Raw genomic sequence first — 16882 nt, 5'->3', positions numbered from 1 at the left:
TCTTTCCCAACGGATGTGAAACAGAATATCTTCCCCGGGCCGATTCCCGTCAACGAGCAGGCATGACCGATTCCACGCCCCATTACCACGGCCACCGCGACCGGCTGCGAGCCCGCTTCACCGAGTTCGGGAGCGAGGCGCTGCCGGACTACGAGCTCTTGGAGCTGGTGCTGTTCCGGTCGATCCCCCGGCGGGACGTCAAGCCGCTCGCCAAGGAGCTGGTCAAACGCTTCGGGAGCTTCGCGAAGGTCCTGGCCGCCTCCCCGGCCCGGCTGGCGGAAGTGCCTGGGGTCACGGCCGGGATCATCACCGACCTGAAGGTGGTGGAGGCGGCCGGGCGGCGGCTGGCGAGGGGCGAGGTCACCAAGCGCCCGGTCCTGTCCTCCTGGAGCTCGGTCATCGATTATTGCCGCGCCGCCATGGCCTTCATGGACAAAGAGCAGTTCCGCCTGCTCTTCCTCGACAAGCGCAACGCCCTCATCGCCGACGAGGTGCAGCAATCGGGCACGGTCGATCACACGCCGGTCTATCCCCGCGAAGTGGTCAAGCGCGCGCTCGAACTCTCGGCCTCGGCCCTCATCCTCGTGCACAACCACCCCTCCGGCGACCCGACGCCCTCCTCGGCGGACGTGAAGATGACCCGCGAGATCATCGACGTGGCGACACCGCTCGGGATCACGATCCACGACCACATCATCGTGGGCCGGGAGGGTCATGCGAGCCTGAAAGGGTTGAAGCTGATTTGACGACGTTTCGAGGCGTTTGAAACACCCCTGACCTCATCCTGAGGAGCCGCATCAGCGGCGTCTCGAAGGAGGGCTTCAGGAGGTACGGGAAACACTCCGCTGGACCATCCTTCGAGACGCCCGCTGCGCGGGCCCTCAGGATGAGGCTTCGAGACGAACGGCTTCGCCATTCCCTCAGGATGAGGGGGAGCTTGGAGGACAACTCTAGCCCAAGAACCCCTCGATCCCCGAAAAGATCGCGTAGACGAAGCCCAGGCTCAGGGTCAGGCCGAGCGCCCCGACGACGAAGCCGCCGAGCATCACGATGCCGTCGCGCTCCACGAGCCCGATGCCCACGAGGCAGACCGCGAGGCCCAAGGGGATTTGCCCGATGAAAGGGGGCGCGAACAGGAGCCCGAGCGCCATCACCAGCAGAATCAGGCCCACGACCCGCAGGGAGACCGGCGAATCCAGGAACGTCATGCGCGGGCGTGAGAAACGCTCCAGCCGCCGGAAGGCGGGTGCCGCCTTCAGGGCCGCCTTTTCCACGTCGGCGCGGGCGATCGACCGGGAGAGCAGACGCTGGGGCAGCCAGGGCGTCGGGCGCCCGAGTGCGATCTGGAACGCCACGAGGCCCAGGAGAAGGCCGCAGATCAGCGGGATCGGGGGCGGCATGGGCAGGCAGTTCGGTAGGCCGAGCAGCACGATGAGCAGCGCGAAGGCGCGGTCCTGCAGAACGGCCATGATGTCCCGCACGCTCAGGCGTTCGCCCGGCTGCGACGCGAGGGCAACCAGGATCTCGGATGTGCGTGCTTTGGAAAACAAGGGGCCCTGAAACAGGTAGAGAACAATGGAACGCGCTCTCTCTACCCGAGTTCGCCCGGGAGTCCAAGGCTGGCCTTCGCGCGCAGGCCCTCGATCAATAAAGTGTGAGAACCCCCTCGACGGCGCGGTACTCGGTCGGCTTGACCAGCCTTGAATGCGCCACCGTGACCGAGTGGAGGGGACCTTCCAGTTCCCGCTTCCAGAATTCTAGGAAGTCGAGCAGGACCGGGAACTTCGGGGCGAGATCGTAATCCTGCCAAATGTAGGTTTGCAGCAGTTTCGGGTGATCGGGCAGGCGATAGAGGATCGTTGCGGTCGTCAGACCGTAGCCTTCGAGCTGGCGGATGAAATCCTGAGAAACCATGCGACCTCCTGCGATGCCGGAGGCCCGAGGCGGTTCCTGAGCCCCCTGATGACCGTTGCGACGCGGCGGCAAACCCCTATGTCGGCCGGCGCACCCCCCTCCCCCTCTCGAAAATCAATGCCGCCTTACTGCTCCGGTTCCGGTCCCCCGGATGAGCCCTTAGGCGGATGGACAGCCGGGGCCTTCGCAGCTTCCTGCCGAATCCTATAAGGAGAGTTTAAGGACGTACGCTTGCCCTTGCGGCAGGCTGGATCACATTGCCTTGAGGCGCGCCCGCGCCCGGCCGGACGCGGCTGCCGTCCAGCGCCGCCGACCTATCAGAGGATCACTCGCGAATGCGCTTCGCCTTCGCCGGCATCGATTTCCTGGGCGACGTGTTCAGGGTGCTCCTCGACCGGGGCTGGACGCCGCTGAAGCTGTTCAGCAGGCCCTGCGACGACGTCTACGATTTCAACACGCAGACCGCCGCCTGGGCCCGCGCCGCCAGGATCCCAATGCAAACGACCCGCATCGGCCCGGCCGACCTGGCCGGGCTGAACCGGATGGGATGCGACGCCCTGATCGTCGCGGGCTATCCCTGGCTCATCAAGGATTGGGAGCGGTTTTTGCCCTATGGGGTGAATTTCCACCCCTCGCCCCTGCCCGAGGGACGGGGGCCCTACCCCCTTTTCCAGGCCATCCTGGACGGCCGCGACGGCTGGGGCATGACGGCCCACGCGCTGGCGCCGTCCTTCGACACGGGCGCCATCGTGGCGCAGCGGCGCTTTTCCCTGGCGCCGGGCGAAACCCACGACACCCTCTTGGCCAAGTGCCAAATGGCCGCCAAAAGCATCGCGGGCGACCTCGCGGACGACCTGCCGGGCCTTTGGCGGGAGGCGTCGCCCCAGGGAAAGGGCTCCTACTGGCCCCGGGTCAATCAGGCCCAGCGCACCCTTCGCTGGAACGAGCCTGTGAGCGAAGTCCTGCGCACCGTCCGGGCCTTCGGGTCAATCGAGGTTTTCGCCCAGGTGTCGTCGACCTGGATCCATGTCTGGGAGGCCGCCGGGTGGGAGGAACGCCACGGCTATCAGCCGGGAACCCTCGTCCACCGGCACAGGCGCCATCTCATCGTGGCGGCCCGGGGCGGGTTCGTGCAGCTCACGGGCTGGCATCCGCAGCCCCGCGAGCGTCGCAGGCCTGAGAGCCGCCTATAGGGCGTGGTAACGCCGGCCGTGATAAATCAGCGGCGCGCGTGGTTCTCCGAGGCGGATCTGGAGGATCTCGCCAATGATCACGTGGTGGGTGGCAACAATTCGCGCGTCCGCGATCCGGCATGCGAAGGAGACCAAGCTCGAGGCCAGGATCGGCGACCCGGTCAGGGCCTCCTGCCAGTCGCCGACCGTGAAGCGGTCACGGCCTTCGAGGTCGATGCGCCCCGCGAAGGCTTCCGAGAGAAGCCTGTCATCCGCCGCGAGGGTGTTCACGGCGAAGACCCCATTCTCCAGCAGAGCCGTAGGCGAGCGGGCGGAGGTGTTCACGCAGACCAGAAGGGACGGCGGGTCGTCCGTCACGGGCGTGACAGCGGTGGCCGTGAAGCCCGCCTTTCCGGCCGGCCCGCTGGTGGTGATGATATGCACGGCCCCGGCGACGCGGCTCATGCCCTCGCGGAAGAGCATCGGGTCGGGCAAGGTCGCGTCCGGGGGACCGGAGGGAAAGGCCGCTTTCAGCATGTGGGTCCGTTCAAGCGTCTTTCCCCTTCGGGACGGGTGGCAAGGTCATGCCCCCCATATGGGGCCTGCCGCTCCTCGGGGGAAGCGATCCGGCACAAACCTGCCCTGCGGTCCGGGTGCGGCCTCATTCCGACCGGCGGGCGGAATGGGAACCTTTTCCCGGAGGTTCGCGCGTTTTAGACGAAGGCATGAGTCGCATCCATTCTTTTCCGTGATGAGGCCCATAACCCCTCGTTGTCGAAGCCTAAACCGTTTGCTAGAGAGCGCCACCCGAACGTCCCGCTTGGCCTGGCTCTTGCATCGTGCTTTGCTGTGACGTTTCCCAAACAAAAAACCCCTTCCAGAGGGGGTGTTAAGGGCGCGACATGGAAATATTTGTGCAGCAGCTCATCAACGGGCTGACGCTGGGGTCCATCTACGGGCTCATCGCCATCGGCTACACGATGGTGTTCGGCATCATCGGCATGGTCAACTTCGCCCACGGCGACGTGTTCATGCTCTCCGCGTTCATCGCGCTCATCTTCTTCCTCATCTTCACGACCTGGCTCGGCATCTCCTCCGTGGTGTTGGCGCTGCTTTTCGTGCTGGTGATCGCGATGGTTCTCACCTCCCTGTGGGGCTGGGCCATCGAGCGCATCGCCTACCGGCCCCTGCGTGGATCGTTCCGGCTGGCGCCTCTGATCTCGGCCATCGGCGTCTCGATCTTCCTGTCGAATTTCGTGCAGGTTGCCCAAGGGGCACGCAACAAGCCGACCCCCCCGATGATCGGCGACGTGATCGTGTTGTTCCAGGGCGAGAGCGGCTACAACGTCGCCCTGTCCTACAAGCAGATCATCATCATGGTCACCACGGCGGTGCTGCTGACGATCTTCTGGTACCTCGTCCAGAAGACCTCTCTCGGCCGCGCCCAGCGCGCCTGCGAGCAGGACCGCAAGATGGCGGCGCTTCTCGGCATCAACGTGGACCGGACGATCTCCCTGACCTTCGTGATCGGGGCGGCGCTCGCCGCGGTCGCCGGCACCATGTACCTCCTCTACTATGGCGTCGTGAGCTTCAACGACGGCTTCGTTCCGGGCGTGAAGGCCTTCACGGCGGCGGTCCTCGGCGGCATTGGATCCCTTCCGGGCGCGGTTCTGGGCGGCCTGATCATCGGCCTGATCGAGGTGTTCTGGTCCGCTTACTTTTCGATCGAGTACAAGGATGTGGCCGCGTTCTCCATCCTGGCCATCGTGCTGATCTTCATGCCCTCCGGCATTCTCGGACGGCCTGAGGTCGAGAAGGTTTGAGGGAGACGGCATCATGAACGCACCTCCCATCACCACCGCGTCGGCCGAAAGCCCGGCGCTCCCCAACCGTTTCGACCTGACGGCCGCCATCAAGGACGGTTTGAAGACCGCGCTCATCATGCTCGGCCTGTCGATTCCGATCCTGGCCTACAAGACAGACCAGAGCGGCGGCGACCTATGGCTGAGCCCGCGCTGGGGCCTCGTGGCGATCCTCTGCGCGCTCGTGTTCGGACTGCGGATCCTCCTGCACGCCTTCATGGCCACGAAAGCGGCCCGTGAGGCGACTCCGAGCCCGCATCAGGCGACGGAATTCGTTCATGCGGAGCCCAACGCCTTCCAGAAGACGTCCCGCTTCGCGATCCCGTTCTTCCTCGGGGTGGCGCTGGCCTTCCCGGTGATCATCTATTTCATCCAGGGCGGCCTGAACGAATCCCGCTACTGGGTGGATCTGGGCATCCTGATCCTCACCTACGTGATGCTGGGCTGGGGCCTGAACATCGTGGTCGGGTTGGCGGGTCTTCTCGACCTGGGCTACGTCGCCTTCTATGCGGTCGGCGCCTATTCCTACGCGCTTTTGTCCACCACGTTCGGGCTCTCGTTCTGGATCTGCCTGCCGCTGGCCGGCATCCTGGCGGGCTTCTGGGGCATGATCCTGGGCTTTCCGGTTCTACGCCTGCGGGGCGACTACCTCGCCATCGTGACGCTCGCCTTCGGCGAGATCATCCGCCTCGTCCTCATCAACTGGACGGACCTGACCAATGGCGGCGCCGGCATCTCGTCGATCCCGCGCGCCACGTTCTTCGGCCTGCCCTTCACGTCGGGCGAAGGCGGGTTCGCCCAGACCTTCGGGCTCGAGTTCAATGGTATGCACAGGATCATATTCCTGTACTACCTGATCCTGGCCCTCGCTCTCCTCACCAACTTCGTGACCATGCGGCTGCGCAAGCTGCCCGTGGGCCGGGCCTGGGAGGCCCTGCGCGAGGATGAGATCGCGTGCCGGTCGCTCGGCATCAACACCACGAACGTGAAGCTGACGGCCTTTGCGATCGGGGCCATGTTCGGCGGCTTCGCGGGATCGTTCTTCGCGGTTCGCCAGGGCTTCGTATCGCCGGAGAGCTTTAACTTCCTGGAATCGGCCATCATCCTGGCCATCGTGGTCCTGGGCGGCATGGGCTCGCAGATCGGCGTCGCGATCGCCGCCATCGTGCTGGTGGGCGGGCCGGAGATCCTGCGCAATCTCACCTTCCTGCAGGCCGTCTTCGGATCGGGCTTCGACCCCAACGAGTACCGGCTGCTGCTGTTCGGCGCCGGCATGGTCGCCATGATGGTGTGGCGTCCGCGCGGTCTCATCTCCGAACGGTCACCCACCGTCATCCTGAAGGAGCGCAAGGCCATTTCCGGCTCCCTCGTCAAGGAAGGACACGGCTAATGCGCTGGATCCAAGACCCTCTGCTGGACGTCCAGCACCTCACGATGCGCTTCGGCGGCCTCGTGGCCATCAACGACCTGTCGTTCAAGGTCGGGCGCGGCGACATCACCGCGCTGATCGGCCCCAACGGCGCGGGCAAGACGACGGTGTTCAACTGCATCACCGGCTTCTACAAGCCGACGGAAGGCTTGATCGCCATGCGCAAGCCGGACGGGAGCAACCTGCTCCTGGAGCGGCTGCCAGGCAATTCCATCAACTGGAAGGCCAAGGTCGCGCGCACGTTCCAGAACATCCGGCTGTTCTCGGGCATGACCCTCCTGGAGAATCTGCTCGTCGCCCAGCACAATCCCTTGATGCTGTCCTCCGGCTACACTTTCCTGGGAATTCTGGGCCTGGGCGGATACCGCACCGCCGAGAAGGAGGCGATCGAGAAGGCCAAGTTCTGGCTGGAGAAAACCCGCCTCATCGATCGCGCGGACGATCCGGCGGGCGACCTGCCCTACGGTGACCAGCGCCGGTTGGAGATCGCCCGCGCCATGTGCACGGACCCTCTGCTCCTGTGCCTCGACGAGCCCGCGGCGGGCCTCAACCCCCGCGAATCCCTCGAATTGAACAACCTTCTGCTCTCCATCCGCAAGGATCATGGGACATCGCTGCTGCTCATCGAGCACGATATGTCCGTCGTGATGGAAATCTCGGATCACGTGGTGGTGCTGGATTACGGCACCAAGATCGCGGACGGCACCCCGTCCGAGGTCAAGAGCGATCCGCGCGTCATCGCGGCCTATCTGGGCGTGGACGACGAAGAGGTCGAGCAGGTGGAAGCGGAGATCGGCGTATGAGCACCGCTGGAATGAACGTCACCCCGTCCGCGTCCGCCGCGGCGTCGAAGCCCGTCCTCCTGAGCGTGCGCGGGGTCAAGACCTATTACGGCAACATCATCGCCCTGAAGGGCGTCGACATGGACGTCCGCGAGGGTGAGATCGTCACGCTGATCGGAGCGAACGGGGCCGGGAAGTCGACCCTGATGATGACCATCTTCGGCAATCCGCGGGCGCGCGAGGGCACGATCACCTACCAGGGCCAGGACATCACCAGGATGCCCACCCACGAGATCGCCCGCATGTCCATCGCGCAGTCCCCGGAGGGCCGGCGGATCTTCCCGCGCATGACCGTGTACGAGAACCTCCAGATGGGAGCCTCCATCAACGGGCTCGCGCATTTCAACCAGGACCTGGAGCGGGTCTGCACCCTCTTCCCGCGCCTGAAGGAGCGCCTCTACCAGCGCGGCGGCACCCTGTCGGGCGGCGAGCAGCAGATGCTGGCCATCGCGCGGGCCCTGATGAGCCGCCCGAAGCTGCTTCTCTTGGACGAACCCTCGCTGGGTCTCGCGCCGCTGATCGTCAAGCAGATCTTCTCGATCATCAAGGAGCTCAACGAGAAGGACGGCATGACCGTGTTCCTCGTGGAGCAGAACGCCTACCACGCCCTGAAGCTGGCCCATCGCGGTTACGTGATGGTCACGGGCAACATCACCATGAGCGGCACCGGACGGGAGCTCCTGGCCGATCCGCAGGTCCAGGCCGCCTATCTCGAGGGGGGGCACCACTGATGCAGGGCATTCTCTATGAGGAGCCGTCCTTCTGGCTCTTCGCGCTCATCACCGTGATCATGGGCGGCTGGGCCGCCTGGATGACCGGCCGGGCCATCGCGATCACCTGGCGTCCCTACTGGACCCTGATCCTCTACCTCCTGATCCTGGGCGCGGCGGTGCGCTTCATCCATCACGCCCTGTTCGAGGGCACCCTGCTGTCGGTCCACTATTACGCGATCGACACCATCGTGATGCTGATCGTCGGGACGCTGGGCTTCCAGTATTACCGTGCCCGCCAGATGACGACCCAGTACCGCTGGATGTACGAGCGGACAGGGCCGTTCACCTGGCGCGAAAAGTCTCCGGCGGCCTGAGGGCGCCCGATCGAATCCCCGTGCGCGCAAGGGCTTAGACCCTTCGTCTAACCCTTGCGAGTGCGACACAAATTCCGGCGTGACATCCTTTCAAAAAAGATCATGATGTGACCCGGATGGCGGGACAACCTGCCAAACCGGCTCCCGCCAAAGGGGCCCAGAAAACCACCCAGAGGAGTGACCTTTATGAAGAAACTGCTGTTGACCAGCGTCGCGCTCGGTCTTGGCCTCGCCTTCTCGGGCGCGGCCAACGCGCAGATCAAGATCGGCGTGGCCGGTCCCATCACGGGCCCGAACGCCGCTTTCGGCGCGCAGCTGAAGAATGGCGTCGAGCAGGCCGTTGAGGACATCAACGCCGCCGGCGGCATCAACGGTCAGAAGCTGCAGCTCGTCGTGGGCGACGACGTGTCCGATCCGAAGCAGGGCGTGTCCGTGGCGAACAAGTTCGCAGCCGAGGGCGTGAAGATGGTCGTCGGCCACTTCAACTCCGGCGTCTCGATCCCGGCCTCGGACATCTACGAGGAAGCCGGCATCGTGCAGGTCTCCCCGGCCTCGACCAACCCGAAATACACCGACGCCGGCAAGTGGAACACCTTCCGCACCTGCGGACGTGACGACCAGCAGGGCGGCGTCGCCGGCGCCTATCTGGCCGACAAGTTCAAGGGCAAGAAGGTCGCGGTCATCCACGACAAGACCCCCTACGGCAAGGGCCTGGCCGATGAGACCCAGAAGGCGATGAACGCCAAGGGCCTCAAGGAAGTGGTGTACGAGGGCGTGAACCCGGGCGAGAAGGACTACTCCGCGCTCGTGTCGAAGCTGAAGCAGGCCGGCGTGGACGTGGTCTATTTCGGCGGCCTCCACACGGAAGCCGGCCTCATCATCCGCCAGATGCGCGACCAGGGCCTCAACGCCCCGCTCATGTCGGGTGACGGCATCGTGTCGGCCGAGTTCGTCTCGATCGCCGGTCCGGGCGCCGACGGCACCCTGATGACCTTCGCGCCGGATCCGCGCAAGAACCCGAACGCCAAGGACGTCGTCGCCAAGTTCAAGGCGAAGAACTACGAGCCGGAAGCCTACACCCTGTACAGCTACGCGGCCGCCCAGATCCTGGCGGACGCCGCCAAGCAGGCCGGCAGCGTCGACGGCAAGAAGATGGCCGAGGTCATGAAGGCCGGTAAGCCCTTCAAGACCGTGATCGGCGACATCTCCTTCGACAAGAAGGGCGACATCACCCGTCCGGACTACGTCATGTACGTCTGGAAGAAGGGCGCCGACGGCAAGATCGACTACACCGGCAACGAGCTCGGCATGTAATCGATCGGCCCTCCAGCCGACAGACGAGACCCGCCCTGGCGACAGGGCGGGTTTTTTGATGACCCGCGAGACACGAGATGCCCGGCCTGACCCTCACGCTCCTGAAGGACCCCTACGCAGTCTGCCGCATGGCCCCGGACGCACCGGTGCATGTGCCCCCGCGCGCCACGTTCTTTCACCTTGTCCGCGCCCACGATGAGACCACCCTCGCCTGCCTGGCCTCGGACGCGCCGGACGGCGCCGAGACCGATGCGGGCTGGCGCTGCTTCCGGATCGAGCAGAGCTTCGATTTCAGCACCCCCGGGATCCTGGCCTCGGTGCTGGGGCCTCTGGCCGAGGCCGGGATCGGCATCTTCGCCACATCCACCTTCAGCACGGACTACATCCTGGTAAAGACCAAGGACGTGGTGGGCGCCATCAAGGCGCTGGCGCGGGCTGGGCATCGCGTGGAGAACGCCGGGTCCTAGGCTCGCTCGATCCGCGCCCCGAAACAACCTCTGCCGGCGAAATGGGCATCCACGTGGCACACCTCGGGCCGCGCCAGGAATTGCTCGATCGTCTCCTCGACCAGTCGCGCCTCGGCGACCGCCGCATCCACGATGAGCGCGTCCGCGTCGTAGGCCCTCAGGGACAGGACCCGGTCCCTGAGGATCGGCGGGAGCTCGCCCTGGTAGTGCCCCGCCTGCTCCGCCTGCCCGACGAAGATCGGGCCGCCCGCGCGATAAGGCGAGAGCGGGTTCGGCTGGTGGATATGATGAAGGAGCAGCAAGCACTCGCCTACCGTGGCCCGCCGAAGCGAGACCCGGCACGGATAGGCATCGGGTTCGTCCGCCCGAACCCGGTGGATGCCCCGCTCCCTTAAAGCCTGGTCCGGGAGGTCGAAGAGGGGGAGAAAGTCTTCAGGCGCGAGTCCGCGGGTCTGAAACGGCATGATCGGTCTCCGGATGTCGGGACCGGAGGACATCACGCCGTGCCTGGAGGCGCGATCCGATTCTTGCGCCCGTGTTCGGCCCGGCCTGCCCGGCCGGAGCGATAAGACCCCTCAGCCCTTGTCCGCCGCCAGCGTGTGGGCCACCAGGGCGTTGGCGTGGCCGTGCCCCATTCCGTGGTCGGTCTTCAGCATGGCGACCAGTTCCATGTGCTTCGCGGGCAGGTGCCGGCGCACCAGGTCCTGCCATTCGGCGATGGGCCGACCGTATTTCTTCTCGATGGAGGGGAAGTAGGAAGCGGGTCCCTTGATCGGTTCGTTGGCCATCGCGGCTCGTGCTCCGGGTCGTGCGTGGGCGCGATCTTCGCTGTCTGGCGGTCGAACCGCAAGCGCTACGGAGAACCGGCTCACGCTCCTATCCCAGGCGCCCCAGAACGGGGAAGGTTTCGAGCAGCCAGAACGACATGGTGGTGATCCAGCCGGTCAGGAAGGCGATCCCTGTCAGGACCAGGAGCGCCCCCATGGCCCGCTCGATCATCAGGAAACGGGAGCGCATGCCCTTCAGAAAGGCCACGAAGGGCTTCATGGCGAGGGCCGCCAGAAGGAACGGGATCCCAAGGCCCACCGAATAGGCGGCGAGCAGCAACGCCCCGCGGGCGACGCTCGCCTCCGAGCCGGCCACCGCCAGGATGGCGGCGAGAACGGGTCCGATGCAGGGGGTCCAACCGAACGCGAAGGCGAGGCCCATCACGTAGGCGCCCCAGAGGCCCACGGGCCGGTTCACGTTGAGCCGCGCCTCCCGGTAGAGCAGGCCGATGCGGAACACCCCGAGGAAATGCAAGCCCATCACGATGATGGCGAGGCCCGCCACGGTGCTCAGGACGTCGAGATATTGCCGCACGAACTGGCCGAGCGCCGAGGCCGTGGCGCCGAGGAGCACGAACACGGTCGAGAAGCCCGCCACGAAGAGCAGGGCCGCCGCGATGGCGCGCCTGCGCACGGCCCGGTCATCGCCCGCGCTGAGCTGGTCGAAGGTCGTTCCGGCCAGGAACGACAGGTAGGGCGGCACGAGAGGAAGCACGCAGGGGCTCAGGAAGCTGATGAGGCCGCCGAGAGCCGCCGCCGGGAGGGACACGCTGAGCATGGGGCCTTCTAACGGGTTCGCTGGGCCGGGGAAAGGCGGCGCGTTGGCCTCTCCCTGGCTTGTGAAGGGGCCGGAATCAGTCTTCTCTGGCGCGCATGATCGGACCCCGCAATCTCATCACCGACGTCGCCGGCCTGCGGATCGGCAATGCTTCGGACCCCGACCTCGCCTCCGGCGTCACGGTGGCGGTCTTCGACCAGGCGACGGTCGCATCCTGCTCCGTTCACGGGGGCGGGCCGGCCACGCGCGAAACCGATCTCCTCGACCCCGACAAGGCGGTGGCGGGCATCGATGCCATCGTGCTCTCCGGCGGCTCCGCCTTCGGTCTCGATGCCGCGGGCGGCGTGCAGGCCTACCTGCGGGAGCATGGAAGAGGCTTTGCCATCGGCAACGTGCGCGTGCCTCTGGTGCCTCAGGCCGCCGTGTTCGACCTCCTCAACGGCGGCGATAAGGCGTGGGGCACCCACTCGCCCTACCGCGATCTCGGCTATGCGGCCGCGGCGGCGGCGGGGCTCGAATTCAGCCTCGGCACCGCCGGGGGTGGCTACGGCGCCACCACCGTCGACCTGAAGGGCGGTCTCGGCTCGGCCAGCGCCGTGACGGCGTCCGGCCATACGGTCGGGGCGCTCGTCATCGTCAACGCCCTCGCATCCGTGGTCATCGGCGATGGACCGCATTTCTGGGCCGGAGCCTTCGAAGAGGGCGACGAGTTCGGCGGCTTCGGCCTTCCGGCGCGGGTGACCCCGGAGATGCGCCGTCTCGACTGGAAAGGCCGTGCCGGACGCGGGGTCCTGCCGCCTTCCACCACGATCGCCCTCGTCGCCACCGATGCCGCGCTCACCAAGGCTCAGTGCAAACGGCTGGCCGTGGCGGCCCATGACGGCCATGCCAAAGGCCTGCGCTTTGCCCATGCGCTCTACGACGGCGATACGATCTTCACGGCCGCCATGGGGCACAAGCCGCTCGAGGACGAGGCGGCCGATTTCATCGAAATCACGGCTCTGGCCGGCGACTGCCTGGCGCGCGCGATCGCGAGAGGCGTCTACGAGGCCACGCCCCTGCCCTTCGACGGCGCCCTCTCGGCATGGCGAGACCGCTTCGGCCCGTCCGCGGCCTAACGGGCGCACCGCGCCAACCTGGACTCTCGGACGGACCGAAGCCCTGCCGATGCCTGGACCCGAACGGATCTCCCAAGGGGTAGAAGCCGGGCATCATGCCCGGCCTCCCCCATCGCTCGGCCTGTCTCAGATGAAGACGAAGTCGTTGAGATGCAGGGCGGTCTTGTTGACGCCGCTTAGGGTGAGGCTGAACTCGCCCTTGGCGATGACCGTGTTGCCTCCCGACTGATAGGCCGTGCTCATGAGAGCCGCGTAATCGGCGAACACGCTCTTGTAGACGATGATCTTCTCGTAATCGTCAGGCCCGGCGGCAAAGTCCGCGATGGTGGTCTTGGCCCAGGGCCGGATGTGGTAGGTGTCCCGGCCCCAGCCGCCGATCAGCAGCGAGCCGACCCCGTCGCCGATGAGGATGTCGTCGCCGTAGCCCCCGTCGAGGGTGTCGGCCCCAGCCGATGAACCCGCATCCATGTCGAGGTAATCGTTGCCGTCCCCGCCCAGCAGATGATCCGAGCCCGTGCCGCCGATGAGGGTGTCGTTGCCAGCCTCGCCATGCAGCGTGTCGCGCCCGGCATCCCCCTTGAGGCTGTCCTGGCCCTCCCCGCCCCGGACCGTGTCGGCGCCGTTGCCGCCGGAGATCACATCGTCTCCGCCGTCCCCAGCCAGGACGTCGTTGCCCTCCTCGCCGTAGAGCCAGTCGTTGTCGGCGCCGCCGTGGACGGTGTCGTTGCCGTCGCCCGCGCAGACGCCGTCCTGGCCCGAACCGGCGTTGATCGAATCGTGGCCCGCCTCACCGGCGATCCAGTCGTCGCCGTCCTCGCCCGACAGGGTGTCGTCGCCCGCGCCGCCCCAGACCTCGTCGTTGTCCGACCCCGCCCAGACCGTGTCGTTCCCCTCACCGCCAAGCAGGGTGTCGTTGTCGGACCCTCCGGCGAGGTTGTCGTGGCCGAGATCGCCCTCCAGCCGATCCTGGCCGGCGCCCCCGTACAGATCGTCGTCTCCGCCGCCGCCCAACAGCTTGTCGTTACCGATCTCGCCATGGAGCTTGTCGTTGCCGAGTCCGCCGGACAGGAGGTCGTTGCCCCCGCCGCCGAACAGGATGTCGACACCGCCTCGTCCATAGAGAAGGTTGTTGAGCCCGCCGCCGATCACCATGGTGCTTTTCGCCCCGGTCACCTGGCTGGTCAGCGACAACATGACGGCGTTGTGGCCATAATCGAGGCCGTCGATGCTGGAGCTGTCGCCACCGGACCCTGGAGGCCCCTCGACCTCGATTTCCTGGGTCTCTTCGGGCGTGTATCGCATGATTTCACGACCATCCAACCCGCGCAGGATCCAGTCGCTTCCGTCCCGCTCCATGGTCTGGCCAGGCTTGGGCTTGAACGGCGGCTCCATGCCGCCCGGGCTCGTGGAGGTGCCGCCGTCGGGGGGCGTCGGCGGCATTCCGCCATCCGGGGAACCGGTCCCGCCATCGGAGCCCGTCCCTCCATCCGACCCCCCATCACCCGTGAGAGGACCATCGACCAGTTGGGTGCCGCCATAGAAGGCGTAGCTCACGCCGCCGACCGTGACCAAGTGGCTGCCGTACTGATCTTCGAATTTCTTGAGTTCATCCAACAGTGACATTCTCGATCTCCCCGTGACCGGCAACCGAGGGACCAAGCCGCCGCGGTCACGTCCCAAAGCAAGGCGCAGTCGCGACCCTGTGCCAACTCTCCGGACATGGAGGATCTGGAGTTGAGAATTATCGAAACGACGACTTCTAAATAACAGCTGGCCAAAACCGGCCGTGCGGCGGCCGCAGGAGCTTCGCGATTGCTGGGGACAATCTTGTTTCGCTCATAGGTCCGCGCGGGACCGGCCCCGCAAAAGGCCGCGCGACTCACGGTTGGCGGGGCAGCCGTGCGCCCCTAGAACCGATCGGCCCTATACGGCGTCGGGTCGATCACGGTCGGCTCGCCCGTCATCATCTCGGCCAGCAAGCGTCCGGTGATGGGGCCGAGCGTGAGCCCGTGATGGGCGTGACCGAAGCTGAACCAGAGATCCTTGTGCTTCGATGCCGGGCCGATGATGGGCATCATGTCCGGGGTGCAGGGACGCGACCCCATCCAGGGATGGGGGTCCACGCGCTCTCCCAGGGGGAAGAACTCCCGGGCGATGGGTTCGGCCCGCCCGAGCTGAACCGGAGTCGGCGCGTCGTCACGCAGTGCGAATTCGGCCCCGGTGGTTAGACGGATGCCACGGGACATGGGGGCCAGGAAGTAGCCACGCTCGAAATCCAGGGTCGGGCGGTTGAGCACCGCGTTGCCCTGCGGCTTGTAATGCATGTGGTAGCCGCGCTTGACGGCGAGCGGCAGGTTGTAGCCGAGCTTCTTCGTCACCACGTCGGCCCAGGCTCCCAGGGCGACGACGACGCTCTTGGCCTGAACCGGGCCGAGCTCGGTCTGGATCATCCAGCCCTCGGCCGTTTGCTCGAGGGTCTTGGCATCGCCCGCCGCGAGCCGGCCGCCGAGCCTCTCGAACAGGCCCACATAGGCCATGGTCAGATGGTGGGGATCGGAGACCGAGGACGGGTCAGTCCAGTGGAGACCGCCCACGAGGTCCGCCTTGATGCTGGGCTCGCGCTCCGCCACGCCGGCCCGGTCGATGGCGTCGAAGTGCACGCCGAAGTCGCGGCGCACCTTCTCCGCGTCGCGAACCTGCTCGTCCATGGCGGCTTGCGTGCGAAACACCTTCACCCAGCCCGTGGGACGGATCAGCCCCGTGGCGCCGGCCTCCTCCGCGAGAGCGTTGTGCTCCGTGACGCTGTGCTCGATGAGCGGGGCATAGAGCCGGGCGATGGCCTTATGCTTCTCGGGCCGCGAGTGCATCCAATACTGGAACAGGAACGGCGCGAGCTTCGGCAGGGCGCTCAGGTGATAATGCGCGTCGACCGTATTGTTGAGCGCGTAGCGCAGGAGGGCGCCGAAATCGTGCGGGAACCCGTAAGGGTAGACGCCCTCGCGCTGGATCAAGCCCGCATTGCCGTAGGAGGTCTCCTCGCCGGGCTTGCGCTTGTCCACCAGGATGACGGAGCGGCCCCGCTTCTGAAGGTGCACCGCGATCGACACGCCGATGATGCCCGCACCCAGAACAACCACATCCGTACGCATGAGACCAATCCCGTTGAGCCGAAGGTGCCCGACGGGGAGCCTTCCGGCCGCCTGCGCCTTCCTGGAGCGGGGTTCTAACCTCTTTCGTCGGACGGCGTCCATTCCCGCCGACCGCGATGTTTGTGCACACCGCCGAAAATCCGGGCTGGCGGGAGCCCGGCGCCCCGTTTGCGTTGCGGGGCCGCGCATCCCATGCTACCGGCGCGGCCATGACCCAGCCCCTGATCATCGCCCCCTCCATCCTGGCCTCGGATTTCGCCAAGCTCGGCGAAGAGGTGCGCGCCATCGACGAGGCCGGCGCAGATTGGATCCACATCGACGTGATGGACGGCCATTTCGTGCCCAACATCACCATCGGGCCCGACGTGGTGAAGGCCCTGCGGCCACACACCCGAAAAGTCTTCGACGTGCATCTCATGATCACGCCGGTGGACCCCTATCTGGAGGCCTTCGCCAAGGCCGGGGCCGACATCATCACGATCCATGCGGAGGCAGGTCCCCATCTCCACCGCTCGCTCCAGACCATCCGAGGCCTCGGAAAGAAGGCCGGAATCGTCATCAATCCGGGCACCCACGAATCCGTCATCGAGCCCGTGATCGACATGGTCGACCTGATCCTCCTCATGACCGTGAACCCCGGCTTCGGCGGACAGGCCTTCATCCCGTCCGTGTGCGACAAGGTCCGGCGCGTCCGGCACATGGCTGGGGACCGGCCCATCGACATCGAAATCGACGGCGGCGTCACTCCGGACACCGCTCCTCTCGTGGTCGAGGCCGGCGCCAATGCGCTCGTGGCGGGATCGGCCGTCTTCAAGGGCGGGCCGGGCGCCTATGCCCGCAACATCGCTTCGATCCGAGAAGCTGCTCTCTCTGCACGTTGATGCAACCTTGAGTATAGGTTGCGACGTGCCTCCTTTGCGCAG

General features: G+C 66.1%; 18 protein-coding genes and 1 pseudogene. 11 read left to right on the top strand and 8 right to left on the bottom strand.

All coding sequences use genetic code 11. The features are described from left to right. Positions 1-62 precede the first annotated feature (62 nt). Complete coding sequence (gene radC / locus ILT42_RS18370) at positions 63-746, top strand: RadC family protein (RefSeq protein WP_204217226.1); 684 nt, start codon at positions 63-65, stop codon at positions 744-746. A gap of 204 nt (positions 747-950) precedes the next feature. Here radC and ILT42_RS18365 read toward each other — a convergent pair whose 3' ends face one another. Both ILT42_RS18365 and ILT42_RS18360 read right to left on the bottom strand, forming a co-directional pair. Further along, complete coding sequence (locus ILT42_RS18365) at positions 951-1550, bottom strand: exopolysaccharide biosynthesis protein (RefSeq protein ID WP_204217225.1); 600 nt, start codon at positions 1548-1550, stop codon at positions 951-953. Between the two features lie 94 nt (positions 1551-1644). Then, complete coding sequence (locus ILT42_RS18360) at positions 1645-1914, bottom strand: usg protein (protein ID WP_204217224.1); 270 nt, start codon at positions 1912-1914, stop codon at positions 1645-1647. A 335-nt stretch (positions 1915-2249) separates the two neighbouring features. Between ILT42_RS18360 and ILT42_RS18355 the strand changes: the two genes are divergently transcribed. After that, positions 2250-3107, top strand: coding sequence for a methionyl-tRNA formyltransferase (locus ILT42_RS18355; protein ID WP_204217223.1), 858 nt, complete (start codon positions 2250-2252; stop codon positions 3105-3107). On the opposite strand, the gene ILT42_RS18350 is transcribed toward ILT42_RS18355, so the two are convergent. Then, positions 3102-3623, bottom strand: coding sequence for a flavin reductase family protein (locus ILT42_RS18350; protein WP_204217222.1), 522 nt, complete (start codon positions 3621-3623; stop codon positions 3102-3104). The two genes, ILT42_RS18355 and ILT42_RS18350, sit on opposite strands and share 6 nt — an antisense overlap. A 365-nt stretch (positions 3624-3988) precedes the next feature. Between ILT42_RS18350 and ILT42_RS18345 the strand changes: the two genes are divergently transcribed. The 7 genes and pseudogenes from ILT42_RS18345 to ILT42_RS18315 all read left to right on the top strand — a co-directional run bounded on the left by ILT42_RS18345 (position 3989) and on the right by ILT42_RS18315 (position 10087). Further along, positions 3989-4909 carry a branched-chain amino acid ABC transporter permease gene (locus tag ILT42_RS18345; protein ID WP_204217221.1) on the top strand — a complete coding sequence of 307 codons (921 nt, stop codon included), beginning with the start codon at positions 3989-3991 and terminating at the stop codon, positions 4907-4909. 13 nt (positions 4910-4922) lie between these two features. Further along, the gene (gene livM, locus ILT42_RS18340) at positions 4923-6338 is read left to right on the top strand and encodes a high-affinity branched-chain amino acid ABC transporter permease LivM (RefSeq protein WP_204217220.1); all 1416 of its coding nucleotides are present in this window, start codon (positions 4923-4925) and stop codon (positions 6336-6338) included. Then, positions 6338-7150, top strand: a pseudogene (locus ILT42_RS18335) (ABC transporter ATP-binding protein); the annotation flags it as partial. The gene livM and the pseudogene ILT42_RS18335, both read left to right, overlap by 1 nt. A gap of 26 nt (positions 7151-7176) precedes the next feature. Next, the gene (locus ILT42_RS18330) at positions 7177-7950 is read left to right on the top strand and encodes an ABC transporter ATP-binding protein (protein ID WP_229428752.1); all 774 of its coding nucleotides are present in this window, start codon (positions 7177-7179) and stop codon (positions 7948-7950) included. Then, complete coding sequence (locus ILT42_RS18325; RefSeq protein WP_204217219.1) at positions 7950-8306, top strand: DUF6867 family protein; 357 nt, start codon at positions 7950-7952, stop codon at positions 8304-8306. Before ILT42_RS18330 ends, ILT42_RS18325 begins: the two co-directional genes overlap by 1 nt. Positions 8307-8492: 186 nt before the next feature. Further along, positions 8493-9620: a branched-chain amino acid ABC transporter substrate-binding protein gene (locus tag ILT42_RS18320; RefSeq protein ID WP_204217218.1), complete on the top strand. Its 1128-nt coding sequence runs from the start codon at positions 8493-8495 to the stop codon at positions 9618-9620. Between the two features lie 77 nt (positions 9621-9697). Continuing rightward, positions 9698-10087, top strand: coding sequence for an ACT domain-containing protein (locus ILT42_RS18315; protein WP_204217217.1), 390 nt, complete (start codon positions 9698-9700; stop codon positions 10085-10087). Here the strand turns inward: ILT42_RS18315 and ILT42_RS18310 are convergent. From ILT42_RS18310 to ILT42_RS18300, 3 genes are all read right to left on the bottom strand, one after another. Continuing rightward, a complete protein-coding gene (locus ILT42_RS18310) occupies positions 10084-10551 on the bottom strand; it encodes a DUF1203 domain-containing protein (protein ID WP_204217216.1) in 468 nt (155 codons plus the stop codon). The genes ILT42_RS18315 and ILT42_RS18310 overlap by 4 nt on opposite strands. 111 nt (positions 10552-10662) lie before the next feature. Beyond that, positions 10663-10875 (bottom strand): DUF4287 domain-containing protein, encoded by a 213-nt coding sequence (locus tag ILT42_RS18305; protein ID WP_204217215.1) that lies wholly within the window; start codon positions 10873-10875, stop codon positions 10663-10665. An 88-nt stretch (positions 10876-10963) separates the two neighbouring features. After that, on the bottom strand, positions 10964-11692 hold the full coding sequence (locus ILT42_RS18300) for a cytochrome c biogenesis CcdA family protein (protein WP_204217214.1): 729 nt from the start codon (positions 11690-11692) through the stop codon (positions 10964-10966). 95 nt (positions 11693-11787) lie between these two features. Between ILT42_RS18300 and ILT42_RS18295 the strand changes: the two genes are divergently transcribed. Further along, entirely contained in the window at positions 11788-12810 is a 1023-nt protein-coding gene (locus ILT42_RS18295; protein ID WP_204217213.1) for a P1 family peptidase, read from the top strand. Positions 12811-12936: 126 nt separating this feature from the next. Here the strand turns inward: ILT42_RS18295 and ILT42_RS18290 are convergent, their stop codons facing one another. Both ILT42_RS18290 and ILT42_RS18285 read right to left on the bottom strand, forming a co-directional pair. After that, complete coding sequence (locus ILT42_RS18290) at positions 12937-14433, bottom strand: calcium-binding protein (protein ID WP_204217212.1); 1497 nt, start codon at positions 14431-14433, stop codon at positions 12937-12939. A gap of 284 nt (positions 14434-14717) precedes the next feature. After that, positions 14718-15959 (bottom strand): NAD(P)/FAD-dependent oxidoreductase, encoded by a 1242-nt coding sequence (locus tag ILT42_RS18285; RefSeq protein WP_204217211.1) that lies wholly within the window; start codon positions 15957-15959, stop codon positions 14718-14720. A gap of 209 nt (positions 15960-16168) precedes the next feature. On the opposite strand from ILT42_RS18285, the gene rpe reads away from it, so the two are divergent. Then, complete coding sequence (rpe, locus tag ILT42_RS18280; RefSeq protein WP_204217210.1) at positions 16169-16840, top strand: ribulose-phosphate 3-epimerase; 672 nt, start codon at positions 16169-16171, stop codon at positions 16838-16840. The last annotated feature ends 42 nt before the right edge of the window (positions 16841-16882 follow it).

This window comes from Microvirga pudoricolor (assembly GCF_016892705.1).
GTDB lineage: Bacteria > Pseudomonadota > Alphaproteobacteria > Rhizobiales > Beijerinckiaceae > Microvirga > Microvirga pudoricolor.
The sequence above is the reverse complement of the archived record's forward strand: the minus strand, read 5'-3'. Positions and strand labels throughout refer to the sequence as shown.